We start from the raw sequence: 26,627 nt of genomic DNA, 5'->3' as shown, positions 1-26,627 counted from the left end.
ATTAAAATTATATTGAGCATATAATCAAAGATATAGAAGGGAATGATGTGTATGTCTGTGTTGAATAGATCCTTTTTACATAAGTTAAAAAACAATGCCGTATTTTTCGTTATATATTCACTACTATTTTTATTAATTGTAAAAACCTTTGGATATATAGCCCCGTTTTTTATAGCAGGTTTATTGGCAGTTATTATAAATCCCATATCTGAAAAATTAAAAAGAAAATTTAAAATAAATAAAGGAATATCAACTTTATTTTTAAGTTTATTAGGTGTTGGTTTAGTTATATTTTTAGCTTCATTTTTATTAGTAAAAGGAAGTCAGCAACTAATTTCATTTTTGAATAATATAGATAGCAATAGTTATTCATATTTTGGAACTATGATAAATGATTTTGTAAATAATCTAGATAAATACGTTGACTATTTCCAAGGAATATCTACTAATAATTTAGATATTCAAGGGTTAATAGCTAATTATGGCGAGAATCTTGCTGATATAGCTAAGGCAATGTTAGCTAAGATAATAGATTTAGCAACATCGTTGCCAACAGTAGTACTTATAATAATAACATTATTTATGTCTACATATTTTATAGCTAAGGATTTTGATAAAATAGAAAATGCTTTTCTAAATATTTTTACAGATGATACAAAAATAAAAGTACGTAGAGTAAAAAATGAAATAATGTGTTCAATAAAAGGATATATAAAAGCATATACAATTTTAATGAGCATTACATTTTTAGTTATATGGATAAGTTTTTCAATTTTTAAGGTTCCTTATGGATTACCTTTAGCTGTAATAGGAGCCTTACTAGACTTAATACCTTTCTTAGGTATAATTGTAATATTTGTTCCAGTTATAATTTATTACTTTGTTATAGAAAACTATTTTATTTCTATAGGAATATCAATAGTATTTATAGCGTTATCAATACTTAGACAAATATTAGAGCCAAAGTTAGTATCTGTAAATGTTGGAATAAGTCCATTGCTTACAATAATAGCAATATTTGTGGGTATACAAGTGGCAGGAATATTAGGAATAATCTTCTGCTTAGGATTATTAGTTATGCATGATATATTAGAAAAAGTAGATATACTATAAAAAAAGGCTAACTGTAAAGTTAGCCTTTTTTATTCGCAATCACAATTATGGATTTCAATTATTGATTTTGTATTTATATCTATTAGATTAATCTCTAATTCAAATTCATCTTCCATGTTGTCATCATTTAATATTTCTATTGTTGCCACAGAATGAGTACCATCTTTTGGGATAGCAGTGCTACCTGGATTTAGAATTATGATATCTCTATCTACAGATAATTCCTTTACATGAGTATGACCTTGAATAAGTATATCTACACCTAGCTCTCTAGCTTTTTTTATTATATCATCTCTTGATGATTGATACCCGTGATCCATAAGTACACTAATGTTATCTATTTTTTTATGTACAAAAGGAGATTCAATTGGATGATTTATAACCATTTGATCCACATCAGCATCGCAGTTACCTCTAGCTATTGTAATATTATCCAATTTATTTACTATTTCTATTACAGCTTTTGGATTATATCCTTCAGGAAGATCATTTCTAGGTCCATGGTATAATACATCCCCAAGGTGAAGTAATATATCACAGTCGGATAATGTATCTAACGCTTTTTCTAAGTAAGGTAAACTTCCATGAGTGTCACTAAGTACTCCAATTTTCATATTCTTTCCTCCTATAATTTATAAGAATTTCTCACACACCCTACTCCAAAACTCATAATTTGATGTTCTAAGGAGTTTGATTTTTCTATCTGATATGGAAAGACTTATATTATCTATTTCTTTAAAATTATACTCTAAACCATCCACCACGACTAGGGTAGAATTTTCAAATTCACATTCCGGAGAGACATTTACAACAGAATCATGTGAACATATTATGCTTGACGTGAAACATCGATAAGCATTTGTGTTTATTGGGGATATGGGTGCAACTTGAATAACGTTTAAACTGGTGTCAACAATACTACCACCTACGGCATAATTATAAGCAGTAGAACCAGCAGATGTTGATATTATTAAACCATCTCCACTAAAGTTCTGTACACTCTTGTTGTTTATATATAATTTTAGATGAATGGCTCTAGATTTATCCCCCTTAACAACAGCTTCATTTATACCGAAAATATTACAACAACCATCACGAGTAGTAACTTTAGTTTGAAGAAGAGGTAGCTCTTGAGTTACATAATCTTCTTGCAAATAAGACTGAATAAAACTATCTATATCCTTTGGCAATATATCTGGAAAAAAACCTAAATGACCAGTATTAATTCCTACAACAGGTATGCTTGGAAGATTATAATCTCGAATAGTTTGTAAAAAACAACCATCTCCACCTATAGATATTATTAATTCTGCTTTAGGATTATATTCATAGTCAACATCAAATCCAACTTCAATTAATTTTTTATGTAAAATATCTCTAGTATCAAGAGATTTTTGTACTTTATTAGAATTTATTGTCACAATTCTCCCCATTTTTTCACCTCATTTATAAGTTGTATTATATCAAATATATGTAAATTTAGGAAATATCCTTTGTTATAAAAACATGTTGTAATGTAAATATTTATACAAAAAGAGATAAAAACCTCTATTTATTTTAATAATTTTAAAAACAGTGAATTTTCTTCTTTAAATAATTTTATATGATATACTTATTTTGGGAATAATTATAGGGAAATGTTGTAAACGGAGGTGTAAAATTATGTCAGTAGAAAAAGTTAGACAATTTTTTAAAGAGCACAATAAAGATAATGATATTATGGAGCATGACCAATCTTCAGCTACAGTTGAATTGGCAGCAGAGGCAGTGGGAGTTATTCCTGCTAGAATTGCAAAGACACTTTCCTTCAAAAATAAAGAAGGTGACAATGCCATACTAATTGTAACAGCTGGTGATGCTAAAATTGACAATAAAAAATTTAAAAGCGAATTTGGACATAAAGCTAAAATGTTGACACCAGAGGAAGTATTAGAATACATAGGTCATGGTATAGGCGGTGTATGCCCCTTTGCCATTAAAAATAATCAAGTAAAAGTATACTTAGATGTTTCTATGAAGAGATTCGATACAATTTTTCCAGCAGCAGGAAGTAGTAATTCGTCTATAGAATTAACTTGTAATGAGTTAGAAAGATTTTCTCATGCAGACAGATGGATAGATGTTTGCAAAGGATATGAAGAAATGGAAGAAGTAAAATAAATTTTATTAAATATTATAAAATCACACAAATTATGGTGTGATTTTTTTCTTTTACTTATATAAATATATGAAATTATGGTAAGATAAATAATATTAAGTAAAAGTAGGTGAGCATATGTTTAGAAAAGAAGATCAAAAATATAATATTATTTCATATATAAATGAAGATGAAAATTTAACTTTAAAAGAAGTATTATTAGATAAGCTAAACTTTTCAGTAAGATCTTTGTCAAAAATGAAAAGATATAAAACTGTAAAAGTAAATAATAAATATATTAGACCAGCAGATAAAATAAACAAAGGTGATTTAATTGAAGTTAAAATTGATGAAGATATGGCAGATTTTAAGCCTCAAGATTTAAAGTTACCTATTTTATATGATGATTTTGATATAATTATGGTAAATAAACCACCATTTATGGTAGTTCATCCAACAAAGAGCCACTTTGAAAATACTATTGCCAATGGTGTTACACATTATGTTGTTGAAAAAGATGAAAAGGTAAAAATAAGATTTGTAAACAGACTTGATATGAACACATCAGGCTTAGTTATTGTGGCGAAAAATCCTTATGCTCAATTTGTTTTATCATCAGATATGAAAGAGGACAAAGTTGAGAAAATGTATATAGCTGTAGTAAAAGGTGTGGTTAAAGAAGATTTTGGAACTATAAATGAGCCAATACATAGATCTACGGATGATAGTATAAAGAGGATAGTTCATGAAGATGGGCAGAGGTCAGTAACACATTTTGAGGTAGTACAAAGATTAAAAGATGCTACAGTTTTAAAACTAAAACTAGAAACGGGAAGAACACATCAAATACGAGTTCACTTAAATCATATAGGTCACGGAATTATAGGTGATGAATTATATGGACATGTGGATGAAAATTTAATTAATAGACAAGCTTTACATGCTTTTAGTTTAAAGTTTAAACAACCAAGAACTAGAGAAGATTTAGAGTTTAAGGCACCACTTCCAAAAGATATGGAAGAATTAATAGAAAAATTAAAATAAAAAATTCATGGAGGTTATTAGATATGGTTATACATAAGTATATTATTCATGTTCTTGATAGAAATAGTGAAGGTCCAATATTAAACGATTTTGAAGGAAAAAATAATATAGAGGTAGATAAGTTTTTCGAAAAAATAATTAATAGAGCAGCAAAGGATGACGATTTAAGAAAAGCAGTATTTAAAGATTACAATGAAAATATAATAAAAAATTGTTGTGAGCAAATAATCTATGATGATGATACTTTCGTTCACAACTCAAAAGAAATAGCTTCATTCTTATTTGATATAATGAAGAAATATGAAGATATAGACTCATGTGACTTAGCAATGTGCTTATATAGCGTGAAAGATGAGAAATATGTAGGAATAGTAAAATTAGATTATAAGAAACTATACACTCACTCTATAGAATTATTAGATGAAAAATTCAACATACAAATAGTAAGTAATGAAATAGGGATTCCAGATACAGGAAGACAAAAGCAATGTGCACTAGTTGGTATTAATGGAATAAATGATGAATTCCATTTAAGATTATTAGATAAAGATTCAGAAAAAGAAGAAGATCCAGAGAAAAAATCAAGATTTATAACTGAGTTTTTAAATGCTGAAAAAGTTACAGATGATAAATTTAATACAAAAACTTTTAAAACTACTGCAGACAACTGGATAACAAATGCCATGGGTAATAATATTAAAAAAGCAGAAGATGTTAGAAGTCTATTAAACTATACTCTAAAAGAAAAAGAAGAAGTAGATATAGAAAAATTTGTGGAAAAATCAATAGATGATGACAACTTAAAGGAAAGTTTCAAAGAGTTAATGGTAGACAGAGGAATTGAAACTAACTTTAATATAGACAAAAAGTGGGTTGAGAAAAAACTTAAGAAAAGAAGTATAAAAACAGATAATGGATTTGATATAAAAGGAAATCTTGTGGATTTTGAAGATCCTATGAAATATAGTGTTAGACAAAATGAAGATGGTACAGTTGATATAATAATAAAAAATGTAAGTTTCTATGAAGAAAAATAATAAAATCCTAATATTAGTTTTTAAATTTATAAAAACTAACTTTGAATATGCTACAATAATATTAAGAAACAATTTTATATAAATTTAGGTTCTTATTAAAGATTAATAGGGAAAGAGGTGAAATTCCTCTACAGCCCCCGTTACTGTAATGTGGACGAAACTCAATATACCACTATAAAATGAGCAAAGCGAATTTTATGGGAAGGTGAGGAGTAGGTTGATACTAAGTCAGGAAACCTGCCTAAATTTAAAAGTAAATTTCTTCGGGGTGAAGGAAGTATCTTAAAAGACATGTAATGTCAAAATACAGATATAGAAGCCTAGCCTTATGGTTAGGCTTTTTTAAAATTCTAAACTTATATAGGGGGGAAAACTTATGAAGAAAAAATTATTACCATTGTTATTATGTTTAATAATGCTTTTTACAGTAGCATGTAGTAACAATAAAGAACAAACTGTAACAGACAGAGAAGGAAATGAAGTTAATATACCGACAAATATTGAAAAAATAGTATCTACAGCACCTTCTAATACAGAAATATTAGCAGGTTTAGGTGTGGGAGATAAAATTGTATGCATGGACACATATTCAGAAGGTATTGAAGGGGTAAATAAAGATGCAAAGAAAATGGATTTTACTTCACCAGATGCAGAGGCAATAATTGAATTGGACCCAGACATTGTCATAGCTTCAGGTTATAATAAAGCCGGTTCTTCAGATGATCCATTCAAATCTCTTAGTGATGTGGGCATACCTGTAGTTTACATACCTAGCAGTGAGAGTATAGATGGAATTTACAAAGATATAGAGTTTATTTCTTCTATAGTTGATAAAAAAGATAAAGGTGAAGAAATAGTTTCTAATATGAAAAGTGAAATAGAAAAAATAGCTAAAGTTGGAGAAACTATAAAGGATAAAAAGAAAGTGTACATTGAAATAGGTCCAGCACCTACTTTATATAGTATTGGTAATTCAACATTTTTAAATGAAATGATTGAACTTGTAGGAGGAGAAAATATATTTAAAGATCAAAAATCATGGATATCACCTAGCGAAGAATCTGTAATAGATGCCAATCCGGATGTAATATTAACTACAGTTAACTATGTAGAAAATCCAGAAAAAGAAATAAAATCTCGTGATGGATGGGAAAATATTAAGGCTGTAAAAAATAACGAAGTTTATTATATAGACGCAAATTCATCTTCTCGCCCAACTCAAAATATAATAAAAGCCTTAAAGGAAATGGCTAAAGCCGTATATCCAGATGAATATAACAAATAGAAAAAAGATAGTCATAAGTATAATTGTATTATTTACAATTATTTGTTTAGGAACATCCATAGGAAGTTCTGATATAAGTTTATTTGATACATTGTCTATAGTAGGCAATAAAACTTTAAATTTACCTTTATCAGAAAATGTTACATCAAAACATATTTCTATAATATGGAAACTTAGGGTACCAAGAGTATTGTTAGCATTTTTAGTTGGAGGTTGTTTAGCTACTAGTGGAGCAGTAGTTCAATCCATCCTAAAAAATGAATTGGCATCACCCTTTACTTTAGGGGTATCTTCGGGAGCTTCTTTGGGAGCAGGACTTATAATAGTTACAGGAATATCATTACCCTTAATAGGTGGATTCACATTACCATTTATAGGATTTGTTTTTGGATTAATTACTATGTTTTCTGTGATTGTGTTTTCAACAAAAATAGATAAGACCATGTCAAATAATACTGTGGTTCTTGTAGGTATGGTTTTATCTTTATTTGTAAATGCATTACTAACTACTTTGACAGCATTTTTTAGTAATGATTTGAAAAGTATAACTCTTTGGCAAATGGGTAGTTTTGCCATGAGAGGATGGACTTACGTAGGATTAATATTGCCATTTTTCTTAGTTGGAATGTTAGGTGTATTTAAGTATACGAAAGAGATGGATATTCTTACATTTGGAGAAGAACAAGCTAAGGCTGTAGGTGTGGATACATATAAGGTAAAAAGACAATTATTTGTTTACTGTGCAATATTAACAGGTGGCTCTGTAGCCCTTAGTGGGACTATTGGATTTGTGGATTTAATTGCACCTCATGTGGTAAGAAAGGCTTTTGGCTCAAATCATAAATATGTTATACCTATGTCATTTTTATTTGGAGGAGGACTAATGGTAATATCAGATTTAATATCTAGAACAGTGTTTGCACCAATAGAATTGCCAGTAGGAGCAGTTACAGCTTTAATAGGGGCACCATTTTTTGCCTATGTATATTTTAAAAAAGGAAGTTGATTTAAATGTTAGAAGTTAAAAATCTTTATTGTGGTTATGATGGAAAAGATATAATTAAAAATATCAGTTTTAATGTGAAAAATGGAGAAAATCTGTGTATAGTTGGTCCTAATGGCTGTGGCAAAAGTACATTATTAAAATCCATAGCTAATATTATTGATTATAAAGGAAATATAAAAATAGATAACAAAGAATCATTTATGCTTAGTAGAGTGGAATTAGCAAAAAAAGTTGGGCTTATGAGCCAAATATCTCAATTATATTTCCCCTACACTGTTTATGATACTGTATCTCTAGGAAGATATGCTTATTCAAAGAGAGCTTTTTCGAAGCTTTCTTATGAAGATAAACAAATAATTATAGATAGTATGAAAAAAGTAGGTGTTTATGATCTTAAAGATAAAATGATTACAGAATTATCAGGAGGCCAATTACAAAGAGTATTTTTAGCCAGAGTATTTGCACAAGATCCAGATATAATTTTACTAGATGAGCCAACAAATCATCTTGATTTTAAAAATCAAATAGATCTTTTGGAAAATCTTAATGAATGGGTAAAAAAAAATAATAAAATTGTAATAGGTGTACTGCATGATTTGAATCTGGTACAATATTTTGCAGACAAAGTTCTTATGATTAAAGGTGGAGAAGAAGTTTCATATGGAACACCAGAAAATGTTTTAAAAGATAAATTATTAAATGATATTTATGGAATGGATATAAAGAATTTTATGGTGAATATTTTACAAAAATGGGCTTAATCTTTAATAAAAAATAAAATTACACAAAATAAAAAAATTGAATAAATTACAAAATATGTTATAATAAAAAATGAAAAAATTGAATACATAAGATTTTAAGGTTCTATTTACAATAGATGAAAAGGGAAAGAGGTGTGATTCCTCTACAGCCCCCGTTACTGTAATGTGGACGAAACTCATTAAACCACTATGGTATGAGCCATGGGAAGGTGAGGAGTAGAATGAAGCTAAGTCAGGAGACCTGCCTAAAATCATAAAGTAGTTTCTTCGGGGTGAAGTAAATATTACATTATGAAATATTATGTTTTGACTTTTAATATAACAAAGCATTTATGTTTAAAATCTATGTATATATTTGCCTAACCTTTTGGTTAGGCTTTTTTTATGACAATTTATAGGAGGAAAAGACATGAAGAAAAAAATATTAGCAATTATAACAAGTTTTGTATTAATGTTTGCTGTAGGATGTAGCAGCAATAAAGAGACAACTGTAACTGACAGAGAAGGAAATGAAGTTAAAGTACCAACTAAATTGGAAAAAATAATATCAACAGCACCATCTAATACAGAAGTTTTAGTAGGCCTTGGTGTAGCAGACAAATTAGTTGCAGTAGATAATTATTCAGAAGGAATAGAAGGATTAAATAAAGATATTCCGAAAATGGATATGAATAAACCAGATGCGGAAGCAATAATAGCATTAGAGCCAGATATAATGATAGCATCAGGATATAATAAAATAGGTTCTGCAGAAGATCCATACAAAGCAATAGTAGAAGCAGGTATACCAGTAGTTTATATACCAAGTAGTGATAGTATAGAAGGTATATACAAAGATATAGAGTTTATAGCTTCTTTAGTAAATGAAGAGAAAAAAGGTGAAGAGATAATCACTGATATGAAAGAAAAAATATCTAAGTATGAAGAATTGGGCAAAACTATTAAAGAAAAAAAGAAAGTATACTTTGAAATAAGTCCAGCACCAAGTCTATTTACTTTTGGTCATAGTACATTTTTAAATCAAATGATTGAAGTAATTGGAGCAGAAAATGTATTTAAAAATGAGAAAAGCTGGTTTGCTCCAACAGAAGAAGCAATATTAGATGCTAATCCAGATGTAATATTAACAAACGTTAATTATGTAGAAAACCCAACAAAAGAAATATCATCACGTAATGGATGGGGAGATATAAAAGCAATTAAAAATGGAGATGTTTATTATATAGATTCAAACTCATCTGCACGTGGAAACCAAAATATAATAAAAGCTTTAAATGAAATGGCAAAAGCTATATATCCAGATGTATATGGGAAATAAAAATAGAAATAAAATATTATTAAGTGTGCTAATTGCATTTTTTATTATAAGTATGGGAGCTTCCAATGGAAGTTCCCATATTAGCATTTTAGATACTATATCAATTATATTAAATAAAATTTTCAATTTACCACTTAATGAAAATATAACATCTCCACAAGTAGTTATAGTTTGGAAGATAAGATTACCAAGGGTATTATTAGCATTTATAGTTGGAGGATGTCTAGCTGTAAGTGGTGCTGTAATTCAGTCTGTACTAAAAAATGAGCTGGCATCTCCATATACACTAGGCGTATCTTCTGGAGCATCTCTTGGTGCAGGATTAGTAATAGTTTCAGGTATATCAATACCATTTTTACAAGGATTTACTCTACCTTTAGTAGGATTTATTTCAGGTTTAGCTACTGTATTTATAGTTATAATTTTTGCATCTAAAATAGATAAAACCATGTCAAACAATACAATTATTTTAGCAGGAATGGTATTTTCTTTATTTGTAAATGCTTTGTTAACTACATTGATAGCATTTTTTACTGAGGATTTAGAAAGTATTACACTATGGCAGATGGGCAGTTTTGCCATGAAGGGCTGGTCATATGTTGTTCTTATTACACCATTTTTTATTATAGGAATGTTAGGAGTTCTTAGATTTACAAAGGAAATGGATATACTTACTTTTGGTGAAGAGCAAGCTAAATTAGTTGGAGTTGATACCCAAAAAGTAAAGACAAAGTTATTTGTGTATTGTGCTGTTTTGACTGGAGGTTCAGTAGCCTTAAGTGGAATCATAGGATTTGTTGATTTAATTGCACCTCATATTGTAAGAAAAATATTTGGTTCGAATCATAAATCTGTGGTTCCTATGTCATTTTTATTTGGTGGATGCTTAATGGTTGTAACAGATTTAATAGCAAGGACTGTATTTTCACCAATGGAACTACCTGTTGGAGCTGTAACAGCTTTAATAGGAGCACCATTCTTTGCTCATATATATTTTAAAAAAGCTAGATGATATTAAATGTTAGAAGTAAAAAATTTATATACAGGATATGATAAAAAAGAAATAATTAAAAATATTAATTTTAATTAAAGTTTACGGAATGGATATAAAAGCTTTTATGAAAAATATTTTACCAAAATGGGATAATACATAAAAGGGATGTTCAATGAACATCCCTTTTATGTATTATCGATTTTCTATATATTCTACTATATCACCTATAGTTTTGAAGTTCTCAGCGCCTTCGTCTGGTATTTCTATATCAAACTCTTCTTCTAAAGCCATTATAACTTCAACAGCATCTAAAGAATCAGCATCTAGATCTTCTTTAAGAGATGTTTCCATAGATAATCCATCTTTACCATCTAAACCTAGTTGTTCAACTATTATATCTCTAATTTTTTCAAACATTGTTACCTCCACCATAATTTAAAATTTAATTGTAGTTTAATATAATATGGTTAATTTTTCAATATATAATCAAAAAAAGTCCTAAAGTTTTAAAAAATGAATATAAATTTAATATAGATAATAACTTTAGGAGGAAGAGTAATGAAAAACATAGGATTATTATTATCATCAATTGCAGGATTTTTTATAATTCTTGGTTGTCTTTTTTATAACTCATTGCTTATAGATATGAATAAAATAAAAGATTATGTTACTGAGAGCAATGTTATCTTGCAAGAGGTGATGGAAAATAGTGATAAGGTTGATGATAAAAAAGGAGAATACATATCTAGATTAATTAAGATAAAAAAGGGAATGGAAAATTCAAATACATCTTTTTTATTCAACGAATATAAAGTAATCAAGACATCATCTATAGAATTACTAATAGATGTGATAAGTGAGGAAAATAAAGAAGACAGAGAAGAATGCTTGAAATTAGTATTTGAAGCAAATAATGAAAGCCAAGATGAGCTAGATACGGTAATGAGTAAAAACTTTATTGAAGTAACTTATTTGTGTTTGAAAACATATATTAGTATATAGTAAGATAACCGTTTGACTTTAAGGGGGGAGTGACATGGCGAAATTAGAGGATACTTTATCAAGATTTTTGGGGGGAGACGATTGTGGATTTAATGGAGGAATATTAATAGTAATAGCTATTGTATTTTTACTTTTAGCTACGAACATATTTGATGATATATTTGATGACGACAGTATATGGATTTGGATAATCTTAATTATATTACTATTATTTAACTTTGATGATAATTGCTGTTGCTAATTATAATAAAATTAATAACCCATTGTAGATATGTGTTTAGCTTGTATCTACAATGGGTTATTTTTTACTTACTAATATATTATAATATTATTTTTCATGTAGAAACATGTAGAAAAAAGTATTATTTTGAAAATTTTACCTATTAATAATTGTTTTTTATATATTATTATAATGTTATAATTATATTTGCAAGAAGAGTAAGTTGACAGCGAGGGGGGCGTTATTATCAAAAAGAGAGTATGGGCGATTTCAACAATATCACTAGTAGCCATAATAGGCATAATTAACTTTAGTGACAGTATTAATGCTCTTAATAACCAAAACAAAATAGAAGAGGCACAAGTTGCCAAAGGAATTGAAAAAATTAAAGAATTAGAAAAAAAAGATGTATTACAGTCAGAAGAAAAAATCAACCTTGTACAATCTAGTTTACAAGGAATTAATATAAATCAAGAAAATAATAATGAAAAAATTAATCTTATAGATAAATTTTCAAGCTCCGTTATATTGGGAGATTCGAGAGCTGAATCCATAGTATCTTATGGAATTTTAGATAGTTCATCAATCGTTGCCTATAAAGGAAGAAATCTTATAAGTGTACAAAAAGAAGGAGATATAAATAAAGCTATTAATTTAGTTCCGACAAACATTTTCTTAACTTATGGATTAAATGATGTGCAAATATATGGTAATTCTTCAGATTTTATAAAGGAATATGAAAAAATAATAAAAGATATTCAAATTAAATTACCAGATACAAAAATTTATGTAAACTCAATTTTTAAAGTTAATAATAAAGCAATAAGTAAATCTCCAGCCTTAAAAAATGTAACAGAGTTTAATTTAGCTATCATAAATATGTGCAATGAGCTAGGCGTTACTTATATCGATGGCTCATCAATAATTGATGAAAGCTTATATGAGAGCGATGGAATACATTTCAAACCTGAGTTTAATAAAAGATGGGTTGAGCTGTTAGCGCAAAAGGCTAACTTATAAGGAAGGAGACAGGAATGAAGATCAATTTAAAAAAGAAGTTTCTAATGTTTGCACTTGTAATAACCACTGTAATTACAGTTGGTTGTGGAGTTAATAATGATAAAAGTGTGGATCAAATAGAAACCGTGATGAAACAAGAAGTAAAGTTTGACAAAATGGAAAAAGGAGATAGTAAATCTCTTAAACGTTTTTATAAATTAAATGCCAATGATTACGATGGTGTAATTTTATATACACCGGAGTCAACAATGGATGTAAACGAAGTATTAATAGTGAAGGTAAAAGATAAATCTCAAATTGAATCCTTAGAAGAGAGCATTGATTCAAGAGTTAACTATCAGCTACAAAGTTTTTCAGGATATGGCCCAGAACAATGTGCTTTAGTTGATAATTATGAATTAAAATCAAAGGGAAACTTTGTGTTTTTTGCTATCTCTGAAAATGCTCAGCAAATAAAAGAAGCATTTTTAGATAGTATTAAGTAAAGCATTTCAGAGGAGGCGATTAAAATAGTATTCAGTAGTATAGTTTTTTTATTTACGTTTTTACCAATTTCACTTTTAATTTATTATATTTCACCAAGGAAATTTAAAAATGCCATATTGTTGCTAACAAGTTTAGTATTTTATGCATGGGGAGAACCTGTGTATATATTCCTTATGATAGGAACAATTATATTTGATTATATTATGGCACTGAAAATAAATAAGTACAAAAAAGATAAAAAGAAATCAAAGAAATTTTTTATATTTACACTTTTAGTGAATGTAGGGATTTTAGTATTCTTTAAATATGTAGGATTTATAATAGGAAATATTAATAATATTTTTTCAATTAATATTCCTTTTAATGAATTGGCATTACCAGTGGGAATATCATTTTACACATTCCAAGTATTATCTTATATTGTAGATGTATATTTAGGAAAAGTTAAGGTACAAAGAAGCCTTATTTCTTTTGGGGCCTATGTTACGATGTTTCCTCAACTAGTGGCAGGACCTATAGTTCAATATGAAACTGTAGAAGAGCAATTAAACTGTAGAGAAGAATCTCTTGAAAAGTTTGGACAAGGTGTGGAACGTTTTATCCAAGGTTTAGGGAAGAAAGTACTACTTGCAAATAACATAGGAATCATATGGACAACAATAAGTGCCATGGATCTTGGTAGTATGTCAGTATTAACAGCTTGGATAGGAATAATAGCATATACTTTCCAAATATACTTTGACTTTAGTGGTTATTCAGATATGGCCATAGGTTTAGGAAAAATGTTTGGATTTGACTTTATAGAAAACTTTAACTTCCCATACATTTCAACAAGTGTAACAGAATTTTGGAGAAGATGGCATATATCTTTAGGTTCTTGGTTTAGAGAGTATATTTATATACCTTTAGGAGGAAATAGAGTTAGCCTTGGAAAACAAATAAGAAATATATTTGCCGTATGGTTTTTAACAGGACTTTGGCATGGAGCAAGTTGGAACTTTATAGTATGGGGATTATATTATGGTGTAATTCTTTTATTAGAAAAAATGGTATTTGAAAGGATGTTAAAAAGAGTACCAACATTTATAAAACATATTTATACCATGTTATTAGTTATGATAGGCTGGGTATTCTTTGCCAGTCCAAACTTATCTTATGCTATGGAATATTTAAAAACAATGTTTGGATTTGGAAATCATGTAATTATGGATAGTGCAGGAATTTACTATTTATATACAAATACAATTATGTTTGTGATTTTAGCAATATGCTCAACACCTATTGTAAAAAATATTTTAGACAGAATAGTTATAAAATCAAAATCAGGATATATTAATGGGTCTTTAATAGCATATATGGTAATTCTATTTTTAGCTACGGCTTATCTAGTAAATGAAACTTATAATCCGTTCCTATACTTTAGATTTTAGGAAAGGACGTGATTAAATATGAATAGAGAAAATAAAAATAAACAAAGACGATATTATAAAACTTCAGCATTATTATTTATACTTTTTTTAGTACTATTTGTTGGAGCTAATATAATAACAAAGGATAAAACTTTTTCAGAAATAGAAAATAGAATGTTGGCAGGAAAGCCAAAATTTTCAGTTGATAGGTTATTAGAAGGAAGATTTACTTCTAAGTTTGAAGATTATGAGGTGGATCAATTTATAGGAAGAGACTTCTTTACAAATGTTAAGATAAACATGGATAAATTATTAGGTAAAAAAGAGTCCAATGGGGTTTTCTTAGGAGAAGACGGATATTTAATAGAGAACTTTAATAAGCCTAATGAAGAAGCAGTGAAAGAAAATCTACAAGCTATAAATAATTTTTCTGCTAGATACAAAAATATAAAACAATACATGTTAATATCTCCAACAGCAGTAAGTATTTTAAAGAACAAGCTTCCTATAGATGCTCCAGTTATTGATCAAGAAGCTTATTTACAATCTTACAAAGATAAGTTGCCGCAAAGTGTGTCATTTGTAGATAACTATAAAACTATGCATGATCATAGAAATGAATATATTTACTATAAAACAGATCATCACTGGACATGTTTAGGAGCATTTTATTCATACAAAGAATTAGCAAAATCTATGAAGCTTGAAGAAACGCCAGATGATTATTACACACAACAAATGGTTTCTAATGACTTCTTTGGAGCACTATCATCAAAAAGTGGATACAATGTGAAAGAAGGAGATAAGGTAAATGTTTATTTGCCTGCAAAAGAAGATTCGCAGAATGTAGTAGTAAATTATGCAGAAGAACAAGAAAGAACAGCTACACTTTACAGTAGTGAAGCATTGGAACAAAAGGATAATTACGAAGTTTTTCTAAAAGGAAATCATCCTTTAGTAAAAATAAAAACAGATGCTAATAATAATAAGACTTTATTAATATTTAAAGATTCTTATGCTAATAGCTTTATACCATTTTTAATTAAGGACTTTAGCAAAATAATAGTAGTTGATCCAAGATACTACTACGAAGATATAGATAGTTTGATGCAACAAGAAAATGTAAATGAAGTACTGTATTTATACAATGCTAATACTTTTTTCAATGATACGTCACTATCACCTGTGTTAAATAACGAATAATATAAATCCCTTGAGATAGTAAATAAATCTCAAGGGATTTTTTAATATATGTATATAAATCTGATGAACATTTTATTATATTAAACCATATTGTAATAATAAGAAATTATTTATAATAAATTATATTTAAAGGAAGGATATTGATGTAATAATGGAAAATTTAGTTGAATTTGTTAATTTGTATAAATCTTATGATAAGGAGGATGAAGATCCAATTCAAAATCAATATAACAATGCTTTTTTTTTAAGAGAAGTACAAAAGGCTTTAGCTGAAGAAAAAGAAAAAAGCAAAAAAAAAATAAATAATATATTTCATTGTTTTAAAGAATTTATTGATAATAAAGTAAATTATAAAAAAGTTGAAAGTTATAGAAATTTAGATAAAGAAGATAAGAAATCATCTCACCAATATGAAAATATTAAAGAAATTTTAAATTACTTAAATAGATTTATTAATGCAAAAATATATTATGAAAAATTTGAAAGCTATAGAAATATAAGAGATATGATGAGTGATTTATATAATATAGAAGAGAATATGGATTGTGTACAGATAGAAATAGACAAACTTATATATGACATTGAACTTGAAAATAATGAACATATTTTAAATTATAACTATATAGAAGAGAAACTAGATGAAATAGTAAGAGAGATTGCAAAGGAGAGAATGTAAGTATGAAAGTAATAATTTTTTATCATGAAATACAAAGAGAATTACAAAATGCATATTTACTAAAGGCGGAATTACAAAGAAGAGGACATGAGGTGTATGTATATCACTATGATTATATAGTAAAGCCAAAACGAGTTTTATACTTTACGCCAGATATAGTTATTACACATTGTTTACATGATCCAAAAGCAGTAGAGTATGTAACAAGAACCTTTAATAGTAAAATTACTAGAATAGTTAATCTTCAATATGAACAAGTAATGTCAAATATGTGGGACAAGGCAACATATCAAATTCCACAAGGAATAGAAAAAAACGCAATGCATTTATGTTGGGGAGAAATGGGCAAAAACAGATTTATCTCAAATGGTATTAACGAAGAGAATGTAAAAGTAGTAGGCTGTTTAAATGTTGATATGTGTAGTGAGAGATTTAGAAGTATTTATAAAAATAAAGAACAAATGGCAAGTGATTATAATTTAGATAAATCTAAAGAATGGATACTATTTTTATCAAGTTTTACCTTGGCACAAGTGAAAAAGTCTCAACAAAAAGGTATGGGTATAAGAGTTGGGGAAGCAAAAGCTACAGAGTTTTGTGAAATAAGTACAGAATCTAGAAAAATAATATTGGAGTGGATTGAAGAATATATAAACAATAATGACTGCGAATTTATATACAGACCCCACCCTTATGAAAAAAGAAAGCTTAATAATTTTGATGCACTAGACGAGTTAGAATCAAAGAGTGAGAGATTTCATGTAATAAAAGAAGACTCGGTAAGAAGCTGGATAAATGTATGTGACAAAATTAATACGTGGATAAGTACATCTATAATTGACGCCTATTTCATGAATAAAAATTGTGCAATTCTTAGACCAGTTAATATTCCAGAATACTTAGATCATGAATTAATGATGAATTCTAATAAAATAAATAACTATGAAGAATTTTATAATTATAATAAGTTTGATCGTAACATGGAATTTACTTTAGATAAAAAAATTATAGATGGTTACTATTCTGTAGATAAAAATAAATATGCCTATGAGAGAATTTGTGATTTATTAGAAAAAGTTTATAAAGATAATTTAATTATGAAATTATATTCGTAACGAAATATGGATGAATTAAGAGTAATAAAAAGGTGGATAGTTATGAAATATATAATTTTTTTTGAACATGCTGAAAGAGAATTACAAAATGCATATTTATTGAAATCAGAATTAGTTAGAAGAGAACATGAAGTATATATTTTTAATATAGATTATCTTCATAAAACAAAGCAAGTTTTAAATTGGATACCAGATGTGATAATAGTACCATCTTTATATTATAGTGTTAATTATGAGTATTTCACATCAGTTTTTTCTCATAAAATTGCTCATATTGTAAATTTGCAATATGAGCAAATATTGTCTGAAGAGTGGAAAAGAATAAAATTTCATAACCCTAGAGGATTAGCTCAAAATGCCATACATTTATGTTGGGGAGAAGAAAGTCAACGTAGAATAGTTGAGCATGGTGTAAATAAAGAAAATGCAATAATTGTAGGAAGTATTAATCTAGATATGGATAATAACAAATTTAGAAAAATTTACAAAAGTAAAGAAGAAATATCATGGAAATACAATTTGGACTGTAATAAAAATTGGATATTATTTATTTCTAATTTTACTTTTAATAGTAAGAAACGAGAGGAACTTTTTAAAATCAGATTTGGAGAAGAAAGTGCCACAAAATATATTAACATTTCTAAAAATACAAAAAGAATAATCTTAGAATGGGTTGAAAAATTTATAAATGAAAATGATTGTGAATTTATATATAGACCGCATCCATCGGAAACACCTGACAAAAAGTTAATAGGCTTAAATAATAAGTATGAAAATTTTCATATAATTAAGGAAGACTGTGTAAGAAGTTGGATAAATGTCAGTGATAAAATAAATATATGGAATAGCACATCCATATCAGATATATTTTTTATGAATAAGGATTGTATAATATTAAGACCATTGGATAATTTAGAAGGATTTGAAAGTGATATTTACCTCAACTCTATAAAATCAAAAACTTATGAAGAATTTTATACTTATAATGCGAATTTTAATCTTGAAAAAAAATTTCCCATAGATAAAAAACAAATACTAAAATTTTATGATATTAATAAAAATAAATTTGCTTATGAAAGGATATGTGATGTGTTGGAAAGCTTAAATTACAAAAATATAAAGACAAGGTCGAGTAAAAATAAGAAATTAGAATGAAGGTTTTTTTATGAAGATAATAATTTTTTATCATGAAATACAAAGAGAGTTACAAAATGCATACCTTTTAAAAGCTGAATTAGTTAGAAGAGGACATGAAGTATATATATATCACTATGATTATTTAAAACAGACAAAACAAATATTAGCATTTGTACCAGATATTATTATAACTCATTCATTTCACGATTCAAGAAGTGCAAATTATATGACAGAACTATTTAGTAATAAAATAACAAGAGTAGTTAATCTTCAATACGAGCAAGTATTATCAGAAGTATGGTCAGATTATCATATGCCAAAAGGATTAGAAAAAAATGCTATACATTTGTGTTGGGGAGAACACATGAAAAATAGATTAATATCAAATGGAATTAATAAAAAAAATGCAGTTATTGTTGGTTCACTTAGTGTTGATATGGATAGAATAAAATTTAAGTCTATATATAAAACTAGAGAAGAAATAAGTAAGGAATATAATCTACAGAATAATAAACCGTGGATACTATTTATATCTAGCTTTAGTATGTCAGAACTTAAACACAAAAGAAAAAAAGTATTCTTTCCATTACTGGGAGAAGAAAATACTTTACTATTTTGTGAAGTAAGCACTAAATCAAAAAAGATAATATTAAAATGGATAGAAGATTATATAAAAAATAATGACTGTGAGTTTATATATAGACCACATCCTTATGAAAAGCGAAGATATAATAATTTTAATATTTTAGATATACTAGAGAAAAAATATGATAACTTTCATTTAATTAGTGAAGATTCAGTAAGAACATGGATAAATGCATGTGACAAGATAAATACCTGGATAAGCACATCTATTAGCGATGCTTATTTTATGAATAAGAATTGTTCTATTTTAAGGCCTATTGATATTCCATCGTACTTAGACTTAGAGATTATGCAAAATTTTAATAAAATATCTAACTATGAAGATTTTTATAATTACAATAAATTTAATGATAAAACTTATATTTTAGCAAATAAAAATACTATGAAAAAGTATTATTTCTTAGATGAAAACAAATATGCTTATGAAAAAATATGCGATTTATTAGAAAATATTATGAAAAAAAATATAATTATGAACTTATATAAATAAATATACTTATTTTTAAATAAGCCTGACAAAATAGGATCTTTATTTACATTAAATGCATATTATAGATAGAAATGTTTTATAAATACATTGATTTAAATAGTAGAACATTTTTTTAGTATAGTGTTAAAGGAGCAAAGATAATGTTGAATAGTAAAGTAATATTAATTACAGGCGGTACAGGATCATTTGGAAAAAACTTTACTAAATTAATTTTAAATAGATACAATCCTAAGAAAATCATAATATTTTCTAGAGATGAGTATAAACAAGATTTATTCAAGAAAGAATTAGCTCTATCAATGCCAGAAAAATTACATTTAGTTAGATTTTTTATAGGAGATGTAAGGGACAAAGATAGATTATATAGAGCATTTGACAATGTAGATTATGTAATACATGCAGCAGCTATGAAGCAAGTACCAGCCTGTGAATATAACCCTTTTGAAGCAATAAAAACAAATATAAAAGGAGCCGAAAATATAATAGAGGCAGCTCTTGATAGAAATGTAAAAAAAGTAATAGCTTTATCCACTGATAAAGCTGTTAATCCTATAAACCTTTATGGAGGAACAAAATTAGTATCAGATAAATTATTTATTTCAGCAAATGGATATTCAGAAGAAAAAGGAACAATATTTTCTATAGTAAGATATGGAAATGTATGTGGAAGTCGAGGTTCAGTTATTCCCTTTTTTAAAAATCTTATAGAGCAAGGTATAACGGAATTGCCCATAACAGATTTTAATATGACTAGATTTTGGATTAGTTTGGAAGATGGAATTAATTTAGTTTTGAAAGCTCTAAAAGAATCAAAAGGGGGAGAAACATATATATCTAAAATACCATCATTTAAAATAGTAGACTTAGCAGAGGCTATGTCACCAGGGTGTGAACTTAAAAATGTAGGAATTAGAGAAGGTGAAAAATTGCATGAAGTAATGATAACAAAGGATGATTCTAGAACTACTTATGAATATGAAAAGCATTATATAATTTATCCTCAACTTGAATGGTGGAATAAAGAAAATTATTTTGCTGAAGGTGGAAAACTTATTCCAGTTGGATTTGAGTATAGCTCAGGAACAAATACTCAGTGGTTAAGTGTAGATCAGTTAAGATATGAAATGAATAGATTAGGAATATATAAAACATAATTATATTTTATATACAAGAAGGATGTAATAAATATGAGTATATTAAATAAATATAGATTTGGTCCAGATATACTATTAAAACACTGGATGCTTCGTATAAAGCCTCTAAACAAAATACTAGTAAAAAGAAATATTGAAAAACTAGGAGATAACGTACAGGTAAGACCATATGTAACAATTGTGAATGGAAATAATATTAATTTGGGAAATAATGTTGTATTAAGATCAGGAACACAGTTACATGCAGGTAAAGTATCTAAAATTATTATAGAAAATAATGTGCTAATTGCGCCAGACGTGTTTATAACAGTTAATAATCATAATTATGCAGATATAAATAAGCCAATTCTTCAGCAAGGAGACTCTGAGGAAGAAGTAGTGATAAAAGAGGGCTCTTGGATTGGTAGAGGAGCTACAATATTAAAGGGTGTAACTATTGGAAGAAATAGTATAGTAGGTGCTGGAGCAGTAGTTACTAAAGATGTTCCAGACTACTGCATTGTTGGAGGAGTACCTGCAAAAATCATTAAAAAACTGGACTAAAAATAGAGAAAGGAGAATATAAGATGAAAAGTGAATTAGCTATAAATGGTGGTACTCCAGTAAGGGAGGAATACTTATCTTATGGACGTCAGATTATAGATGATGATGATATTAAATTAGTAGTTAATGTTCTAAAAGGTAATTATTTAACTACAGGGCCAAATGTAAAACAATTTGAAGAAATGGTGGCTGATTATGTAGGTTGCAAATATGCTGTAGCTGTATCTAATGGTACAGCTGCACTGCATGCAGCTTGCTCTGCTGCAGGAATAAAAGACGGAGACGAAGTTATAACAACTCCTATGACATTTGCAGCTTCAGCTAACTGTGTTTTATATTGTGGTGGAAAACCTGTATTTGCTGATATTAATCCATACACTTATAATATAGATCCACAAGAAATAGAAAAGAAAATAACTAGCAAAACTAAGGCAATAATACCTGTAGATTTTACTGGTCAAGTAGTAGATTTAGATGAAATTAGGAAAATAGCAGATAAATACAATTTAATAATAATTGAAGATGCAGCTCATGCAATAGGAACAAAATATAAAGGTGAAAAAGTTGGAAACATATCAGATATGACAGAATTTAGTTTTCATCCAGTAAAGACTATAACTACTGGAGAAGGTGGAATAATTACAACTAACTCAAAAGAACTTTATGATAAATTAGTACTATTTAGAACTCATGGAATTACTAGAGATAAGCAGTTTTTATTTAACAAAGAAGAGGGCCCTTGGTACTACGAACAAATTGATTTAGGTTATAACTATAGAATAACAGATATGCAATGTGCCCTTGGTATAAGTCAGTTAAATAAATTAGACAAATTTATAGATAGAAGAAAAAAATTAGTGAAAATGTATAATGAAGAACTATCAAAAATAGATGGAATTATTATTCAAAAAGAAGAAGATTTTTCTGATACTGCTCGCCATTTATATATTATAAAAATAGAGTTAGAAAAATTTAAAGTAGGAAGAAAAGAAATATTTGAAGCTTTACAAGGTGAAAATATAGGAGTTAATGTTCACTACTTACCAGTGTATTTACAACCTTATTATAAAAAACTAGGATATGAAGAAGGCTTATGTCCTAATGCAGAAGATTTATATAATAAAATGATTACTTTACCACTACATGTAAATATGAGTGATAAAGACTTACAAGACGTAGTATTGGCAGTTAATAAGGTGCTAAACTACTATAAAAAATAAAGGTGGCAATTTCTATGAATATATTAATTGTAACTACAAAAGAATGGAATAAGTCAAATGCAATTATATATAAGTCACAAAATCCACAGTACAATATAGAAATTATAACAAGAAATAATGATTTTACTTTAGAAAATATTAAAAACTTTAATCCAGATATAATTTTTTTCCCACATTGGTCATGGTTAATACCAAAGGAGATTTATGAAGCTTATGAATGTATTGTATTTCATATGACAGATCTACCTTATGGAAGAGGAGGAAGTCCACTTCAAAATCTTATTTCAAGAGATATTAAACATACAAAAATCTCAGCAATTAGAGTAGATGGTGGTATAGATACAGGAAACATTTATTTAAAAGAACCTTTAGATTTATATGGAAGTGCAGAAGAAATATTTGTTAGAGCATCTCGTATTATATTTAATAAAATGATTCCCCATATAGTAAATAATAGACCAATTCCTCTGCCTCAAGAAGGAACTATAGAAACATTTCAACGACTTTCACAAAAAGATAATGAACTAAAGCCAGAGTTTGATTTAAATAAAATATACAATTATATAAGAATGGTGGATGGAGAAGGATATCCAAATGCCTTTATAAAATTTGGCGATTATAAAATTAAATTTTCTAGAGCTAGTTTAAAATACAATAAAATTATAGCAACAGTGGAAATTGAAAAGGAGGAAGACTAATTGAGTAGAATACTTGTAATAGCGGCACATCCAGATGATGAAATACTAGGTGTGGGAGCTACAATAAGAAAACATGTGGAAAATGGAGATGAATGTGAAGCATTAATATTGGGAGAAGGAATAACTTCTAGATATGATAATAGGGAAATTTATGATGCAGATAAATTGAATCAATTACAAGAAGATACAATTAAAGCAGGAAAAATAATAGGTTATAAAAATGTATATACAGCAAATTTGAGAGATAATAGATTTGATAGTTATGATTTACTTCATATTGTAAAAATAGTTGAAAAATATGTTGATAAAATAAAGCCTAATATTATATACACTCATCATCATGGAGACTTAAATGTGGATCATAAAGTAACTTATGAAGCTGTAATAACAGGAACAAGACCTATATCAGATGAAATTGTAAGAGAAATTTATTGTTTTGAAACGGTGTCATCTACAGAGTGGAGTTTTATAGATAAGTATAAATTTAATCCTAATTATTTTGTAGATGTAACTGGATTTATGGAGTATAAACTAGAAGCAATGAAACAATATACAGGTGAGTTAAGAGAAAGCCCTCATCCAAGATCCTTAGATAATTTATTATATACAGCTAAAAAATGGGGTAGCATTATAAACTGTGAATATGCAGAAGTTTTTGAAGTTGTAAGAATAATAAAGAAATAATATTTGGGGTGTATAAAATATGAAGAAAAAAATAACCGTTATAATACAAGCTAGAATGGGATCCACTCGTTTACCAGGAAAAGTATTAATAAATATTAGTGGCAAAACTGTTTTACATCATGTTATAGATAGAGTTAGTCAATGTAAAAATATTGACGACATAATAATAGCTACAACAACCTTAGAAAAAGATGATTTAATAATAGAAGAAGTGAAAAAAATAGGATGTAAATATTTTAGAGGTAGCGAAGGCAATGTACTAGATAGATATTATAAAGCTGCAACACTTAATAAATCAGATATTATAATTAGAATAACTTCCGACTGTCCGCTGATAGATCCTAAAATAGTTGATGAAATGATAGAGTTTTATATTAACAATAATTATGAAATGGTTACAAATGCATGTGCTGATATCAGCAAAAGAACTTATCCAAGGGGATTAGATACAGAAATATTCTCCTATAAAGTTTTAAAAGAAGCAAAAGAAAATGCAAAAGAGTCATACCAACTAGAACATGTCACTCCTTATATTTATGAAAATACTAGTAAAATATTTTATTATAAAAACAATATAGACTATTCAAAGTATAGATTTACATTAGATACAGAAGAAGATTTAAAATTAATAAAAGAAATATACAAAAATTTATACTTTGGAGAAAATAATTTTTATCTAAAAGAAGTGATTGAAGTCATGGAAAACAATCCTGATTTGTACTTTATAAATAATAGCATAAAGCAAAAACATATAAAGGAGTAAGAAGATGATAAGTCTAAGATCTGCAAATTATGAAGATTGCACTTTGTTATTTAAGTGGGCAAATGACAGTCAGGTTAGAAAAAATGCATTTTCTACAAATGATATAGATTTGGAAAGTCATATTGAATGGTATGAAAATAAAATGAATGATGAAACTGCTCGTATATTTATAGTATTAAAAGATAATGTTGAAGTTGGTCAAATAAGGGTAGACATAAGTGATAATAAAGGATTTATTGATTACAGTATAGATAAAAATTATAGAGGTCAAGGTATAGGTACAGAGATATTACAACTGATTAAACTAGAAATTACCAAGGTGAATTTAATAGGATATGTGAAAAAAGAAAATATAGCATCTATGAAGGCCTTTGAAAAAGCCGGATATGAAAAATTTGAATATGGTGATTTTATAGAATATATATATAAATCAAATTTTAATTGAGGTTAGTTATGAAAAGAATAGGAATAAGAGCTGATGGAAATAGTCATACAGGAATGGGACATATTATGAGATGTTTAGTTATAGCTAAAGAATTTACAAGAAGAAATATAGAAGTTATATTTTTAGTAAAATATGATGAAAAACTAATTGAAATATTAAATAATAATAAGGTGAAATATGAAATAATAAAAAGTAAAAATCTAAAAGATGAATCTAAAATAGTATGTGATTTTATAAAAAGTCTAAAACTAGATTGCTTGTTAATAGATTCATACTGGATAAGTAATGAATACTTAGAAGAAATTTATTATAATACAAATTTATTAGTATCCATAGATGATAATAATTTATACCATTACCCTAGCCATATTATTTTAAATGCAAACATATATGCAAAAGATTTAAAATACAAATTAATAAATCCAAATACAAAATTGTTGTTAGGCTGTGACTATGCCATATTAAGAGAAGAATTTACAAAAGAATCACCAATTATAATTAAAGATAGGGTTGAAAATGTTCTAGTAACAATGGGTGGTTGTGATATAAACAACTACACTCCAACAGTATTAAAAAGCATATCAAAAGTAGATACACAAATAAATGTTATAGTAGGGCCACAGTTTAAAAATATTCACGTTATAAAAAATTTAGCTCTAATCAATCCAAATATAAATCTAATAAACAATCCAAAGAGTGTAAAAGATGTTATGAAAAAAAATGATGTAGCAATTTCAGCAGCAGGCACGACTACTTATGAGTTGGGTGTACTTGGTATACCGACCATATTAATATGTCAGGCAGATAATCAAGAAAATATAGGAAGAAAAACAAAAGAGCTTGAAATGATGATTAGTCTAGGTAATTTTAATGAAGTGGAAGAGCAACAGATATACGATAACTTATTGTATTTAATTAATAACAAATCAAAAAGAGAAGAGATGAGTAAAAGATGTATTCAGAATGTGGGTAAAAAAGGTGTAATTAACATAGTAGATGAAATTTTACATTATAGATTATAA

Annotated in this window: 30 protein-coding genes and 2 riboswitches; of the genes, 27 read left to right on the top strand and 3 right to left on the bottom strand. The window is 27.5% G+C overall.

Features of this window, described 5'->3' with window-relative positions; genetic code table 11:
* Positions 1 to 51 precede the first annotated feature (51 nt).
* A complete protein-coding gene (gene ytvI / locus TVTCOM_RS17055) occupies positions 52 to 1,113 on the top strand; it encodes a sporulation integral membrane protein YtvI (protein ID WP_434797452.1) in 1,062 nt (353 codons plus the stop codon).
* A 29-nt stretch (positions 1,114 to 1,142) separates the two neighbouring features.
* On the opposite strand, the gene yfcE is transcribed toward ytvI, so the two are convergent.
* Positions 1,143 to 1,727 carry a phosphodiesterase gene (gene yfcE, locus TVTCOM_RS17050; protein WP_434797451.1) on the bottom strand — a complete coding sequence of 195 codons (585 nt, stop codon included), beginning with the start codon at positions 1,725 to 1,727 and terminating at the stop codon, positions 1,143 to 1,145.
* 18 nt (positions 1,728 to 1,745) lie between these two features.
* Entirely contained in the window at positions 1,746 to 2,546 is an 801-nt protein-coding gene (locus tag TVTCOM_RS17045; protein WP_434797450.1) for an NAD(+)/NADH kinase, read from the bottom strand.
* 229 nt (positions 2,547 to 2,775) lie between these two features.
* Here TVTCOM_RS17045 and TVTCOM_RS17040 point away from each other — a divergent pair, with 229 nt between their 5' ends.
* From TVTCOM_RS17040 to TVTCOM_RS17005, 8 genes are all read left to right on the top strand, one after another.
* The gene (locus TVTCOM_RS17040; RefSeq protein WP_434797449.1) at positions 2,776 to 3,273 is read left to right on the top strand and encodes a YbaK/EbsC family protein; all 498 of its coding nucleotides are present in this window, start codon (positions 2,776 to 2,778) and stop codon (positions 3,271 to 3,273) included.
* A gap of 115 nt (positions 3,274 to 3,388) precedes the next feature.
* The gene (locus TVTCOM_RS17035) at positions 3,389 to 4,294 is read left to right on the top strand and encodes an RluA family pseudouridine synthase (protein ID WP_434797448.1); all 906 of its coding nucleotides are present in this window, start codon (positions 3,389 to 3,391) and stop codon (positions 4,292 to 4,294) included.
* Between the two features lie 23 nt (positions 4,295 to 4,317).
* Entirely contained in the window at positions 4,318 to 5,331 is a 1,014-nt protein-coding gene (locus TVTCOM_RS17030) for a nucleoid-associated protein (RefSeq protein WP_434797447.1), read from the top strand.
* Positions 5,332 to 5,400: 69 nt separating this feature from the next.
* Positions 5,401 to 5,590, top strand: a riboswitch (cobalamin riboswitch).
* A 117-nt stretch (positions 5,591 to 5,707) separates the two neighbouring features.
* Positions 5,708 to 6,616 carry an ABC transporter substrate-binding protein gene (locus TVTCOM_RS17025; RefSeq protein ID WP_434797446.1) on the top strand — a complete coding sequence of 303 codons (909 nt, stop codon included), beginning with the start codon at positions 5,708 to 5,710 and terminating at the stop codon, positions 6,614 to 6,616.
* Complete coding sequence (locus TVTCOM_RS17020) at positions 6,600 to 7,622, top strand: FecCD family ABC transporter permease (protein ID WP_434797445.1); 1,023 nt, start codon at positions 6,600 to 6,602, stop codon at positions 7,620 to 7,622. The genes TVTCOM_RS17025 and TVTCOM_RS17020 overlap by 17 nt, the downstream gene beginning before the upstream one ends.
* 5 nt (positions 7,623 to 7,627) lie before the next feature.
* Positions 7,628 to 8,383: an ABC transporter ATP-binding protein gene (locus TVTCOM_RS17015; protein WP_434797444.1), complete on the top strand. Its 756-nt coding sequence runs from the start codon at positions 7,628 to 7,630 to the stop codon at positions 8,381 to 8,383.
* An 80-nt stretch (positions 8,384 to 8,463) separates the two neighbouring features.
* Positions 8,464 to 8,646: riboswitch (cobalamin riboswitch) on the top strand.
* A 146-nt stretch (positions 8,647 to 8,792) separates the two neighbouring features.
* Positions 8,793 to 9,701, top strand: coding sequence for an ABC transporter substrate-binding protein (locus TVTCOM_RS17010; protein WP_434797443.1), 909 nt, complete (start codon positions 8,793 to 8,795; stop codon positions 9,699 to 9,701).
* A complete protein-coding gene (locus TVTCOM_RS17005) occupies positions 9,691 to 10,713 on the top strand; it encodes a FecCD family ABC transporter permease (RefSeq protein WP_434797442.1) in 1,023 nt (340 codons plus the stop codon). Before TVTCOM_RS17010 ends, TVTCOM_RS17005 begins: the two co-directional genes overlap by 11 nt.
* A gap of 174 nt (positions 10,714 to 10,887) precedes the next feature.
* Here the strand turns inward: TVTCOM_RS17005 and acpP are convergent, their stop codons facing one another.
* Positions 10,888 to 11,112 (bottom strand): acyl carrier protein, encoded by a 225-nt coding sequence (gene acpP, locus TVTCOM_RS17000; RefSeq protein ID WP_434797441.1) that lies wholly within the window; start codon positions 11,110 to 11,112, stop codon positions 10,888 to 10,890.
* A 141-nt stretch (positions 11,113 to 11,253) separates the two neighbouring features.
* Between acpP and TVTCOM_RS16995 the strand changes: the two genes are divergently transcribed.
* From TVTCOM_RS16995 to pseG, 18 genes are all read left to right on the top strand, one after another.
* Positions 11,254 to 11,697, top strand: a complete 444-nt coding sequence (locus TVTCOM_RS16995; protein ID WP_434797440.1) for a hypothetical protein — start codon at positions 11,254 to 11,256, stop codon at positions 11,695 to 11,697.
* 34 nt (positions 11,698 to 11,731) lie between these two features.
* Positions 11,732 to 11,938 carry a hypothetical protein gene (locus TVTCOM_RS16990; RefSeq protein WP_434797439.1) on the top strand — a complete coding sequence of 69 codons (207 nt, stop codon included), beginning with the start codon at positions 11,732 to 11,734 and terminating at the stop codon, positions 11,936 to 11,938.
* Positions 11,939 to 12,445: 507 nt separating this feature from the next.
* Entirely contained in the window at positions 12,446 to 12,937 is a 492-nt protein-coding gene (locus TVTCOM_RS16985; protein ID WP_434797438.1) for a GDSL-type esterase/lipase family protein, read from the top strand.
* A 14-nt stretch (positions 12,938 to 12,951) separates the two neighbouring features.
* A complete protein-coding gene (locus tag TVTCOM_RS16980) occupies positions 12,952 to 13,422 on the top strand; it encodes a DUF4358 domain-containing protein (protein WP_434797437.1) in 471 nt (156 codons plus the stop codon).
* Between the two features lie 174 nt (positions 13,423 to 13,596).
* Positions 13,597 to 14,853 (top strand): MBOAT family O-acyltransferase, encoded by a 1,257-nt coding sequence (locus tag TVTCOM_RS16975; protein WP_434797436.1) that lies wholly within the window; start codon positions 13,597 to 13,599, stop codon positions 14,851 to 14,853.
* A gap of 18 nt (positions 14,854 to 14,871) precedes the next feature.
* Positions 14,872 to 16,035, top strand: coding sequence for a DHHW family protein (locus TVTCOM_RS16970; protein ID WP_434797435.1), 1,164 nt, complete (start codon positions 14,872 to 14,874; stop codon positions 16,033 to 16,035).
* 151 nt (positions 16,036 to 16,186) lie between these two features.
* Positions 16,187 to 16,711 (top strand): hypothetical protein, encoded by a 525-nt coding sequence (locus TVTCOM_RS16965; protein ID WP_434797434.1) that lies wholly within the window; start codon positions 16,187 to 16,189, stop codon positions 16,709 to 16,711.
* 2 nt (positions 16,712 to 16,713) lie between these two features.
* Positions 16,714 to 17,826 (top strand): surface carbohydrate biosynthesis protein, encoded by a 1,113-nt coding sequence (locus TVTCOM_RS16960; RefSeq protein ID WP_434797433.1) that lies wholly within the window; start codon positions 16,714 to 16,716, stop codon positions 17,824 to 17,826.
* A 42-nt stretch (positions 17,827 to 17,868) separates the two neighbouring features.
* The gene (locus tag TVTCOM_RS16955) at positions 17,869 to 18,981 is read left to right on the top strand and encodes a surface carbohydrate biosynthesis protein (protein WP_434797432.1); all 1,113 of its coding nucleotides are present in this window, start codon (positions 17,869 to 17,871) and stop codon (positions 18,979 to 18,981) included.
* A 10-nt stretch (positions 18,982 to 18,991) separates the two neighbouring features.
* Positions 18,992 to 20,098, top strand: a complete 1,107-nt coding sequence (locus TVTCOM_RS16950) for a surface carbohydrate biosynthesis protein (RefSeq protein ID WP_434797431.1) — start codon at positions 18,992 to 18,994, stop codon at positions 20,096 to 20,098.
* A gap of 140 nt (positions 20,099 to 20,238) precedes the next feature.
* Positions 20,239 to 21,252: a UDP-N-acetylglucosamine 4,6-dehydratase (inverting) gene (gene pseB / locus TVTCOM_RS16945; RefSeq protein WP_434797430.1), complete on the top strand. Its 1,014-nt coding sequence runs from the start codon at positions 20,239 to 20,241 to the stop codon at positions 21,250 to 21,252.
* Positions 21,253 to 21,285: 33 nt separating this feature from the next.
* Positions 21,286 to 21,795 carry an acyltransferase gene (locus TVTCOM_RS16940; protein ID WP_434797429.1) on the top strand — a complete coding sequence of 170 codons (510 nt, stop codon included), beginning with the start codon at positions 21,286 to 21,288 and terminating at the stop codon, positions 21,793 to 21,795.
* Between the two features lie 23 nt (positions 21,796 to 21,818).
* On the top strand, positions 21,819 to 23,015 hold the full coding sequence (pseC, locus tag TVTCOM_RS16935; RefSeq protein ID WP_434797428.1) for a UDP-4-amino-4,6-dideoxy-N-acetyl-beta-L-altrosamine transaminase: 1,197 nt from the start codon (positions 21,819 to 21,821) through the stop codon (positions 23,013 to 23,015).
* Between the two features lie 14 nt (positions 23,016 to 23,029).
* Entirely contained in the window at positions 23,030 to 23,713 is a 684-nt protein-coding gene (locus TVTCOM_RS16930; protein ID WP_434797427.1) for a hypothetical protein, read from the top strand.
* The gene (locus tag TVTCOM_RS16925; protein WP_434797426.1) at positions 23,714 to 24,397 is read left to right on the top strand and encodes a PIG-L deacetylase family protein; all 684 of its coding nucleotides are present in this window, start codon (positions 23,714 to 23,716) and stop codon (positions 24,395 to 24,397) included.
* 19 nt (positions 24,398 to 24,416) lie between these two features.
* Positions 24,417 to 25,160 (top strand): cytidylyltransferase domain-containing protein, encoded by a 744-nt coding sequence (locus tag TVTCOM_RS16920; protein WP_434797425.1) that lies wholly within the window; start codon positions 24,417 to 24,419, stop codon positions 25,158 to 25,160.
* A gap of 4 nt (positions 25,161 to 25,164) precedes the next feature.
* Entirely contained in the window at positions 25,165 to 25,605 is a 441-nt protein-coding gene (locus TVTCOM_RS16915) for a GNAT family N-acetyltransferase (protein ID WP_434797424.1), read from the top strand.
* Between the two features lie 8 nt (positions 25,606 to 25,613).
* Positions 25,614 to 26,627 carry a UDP-2,4-diacetamido-2,4,6-trideoxy-beta-L-altropyranose hydrolase gene (gene pseG / locus TVTCOM_RS16910; RefSeq protein ID WP_434797423.1) on the top strand — a complete coding sequence of 338 codons (1,014 nt, stop codon included), beginning with the start codon at positions 25,614 to 25,616 and terminating at the stop codon, positions 26,625 to 26,627.

Origin of the sequence: Terrisporobacter vanillatitrophus, from assembly GCF_051148895.1 — a bacterium.
Classification (GTDB): Bacteria; Bacillota; Clostridia; order Peptostreptococcales; family Peptostreptococcaceae; genus Terrisporobacter; species Terrisporobacter vanillatitrophus.
This window is presented reverse-complemented; position numbering and strand designations above follow the sequence as displayed.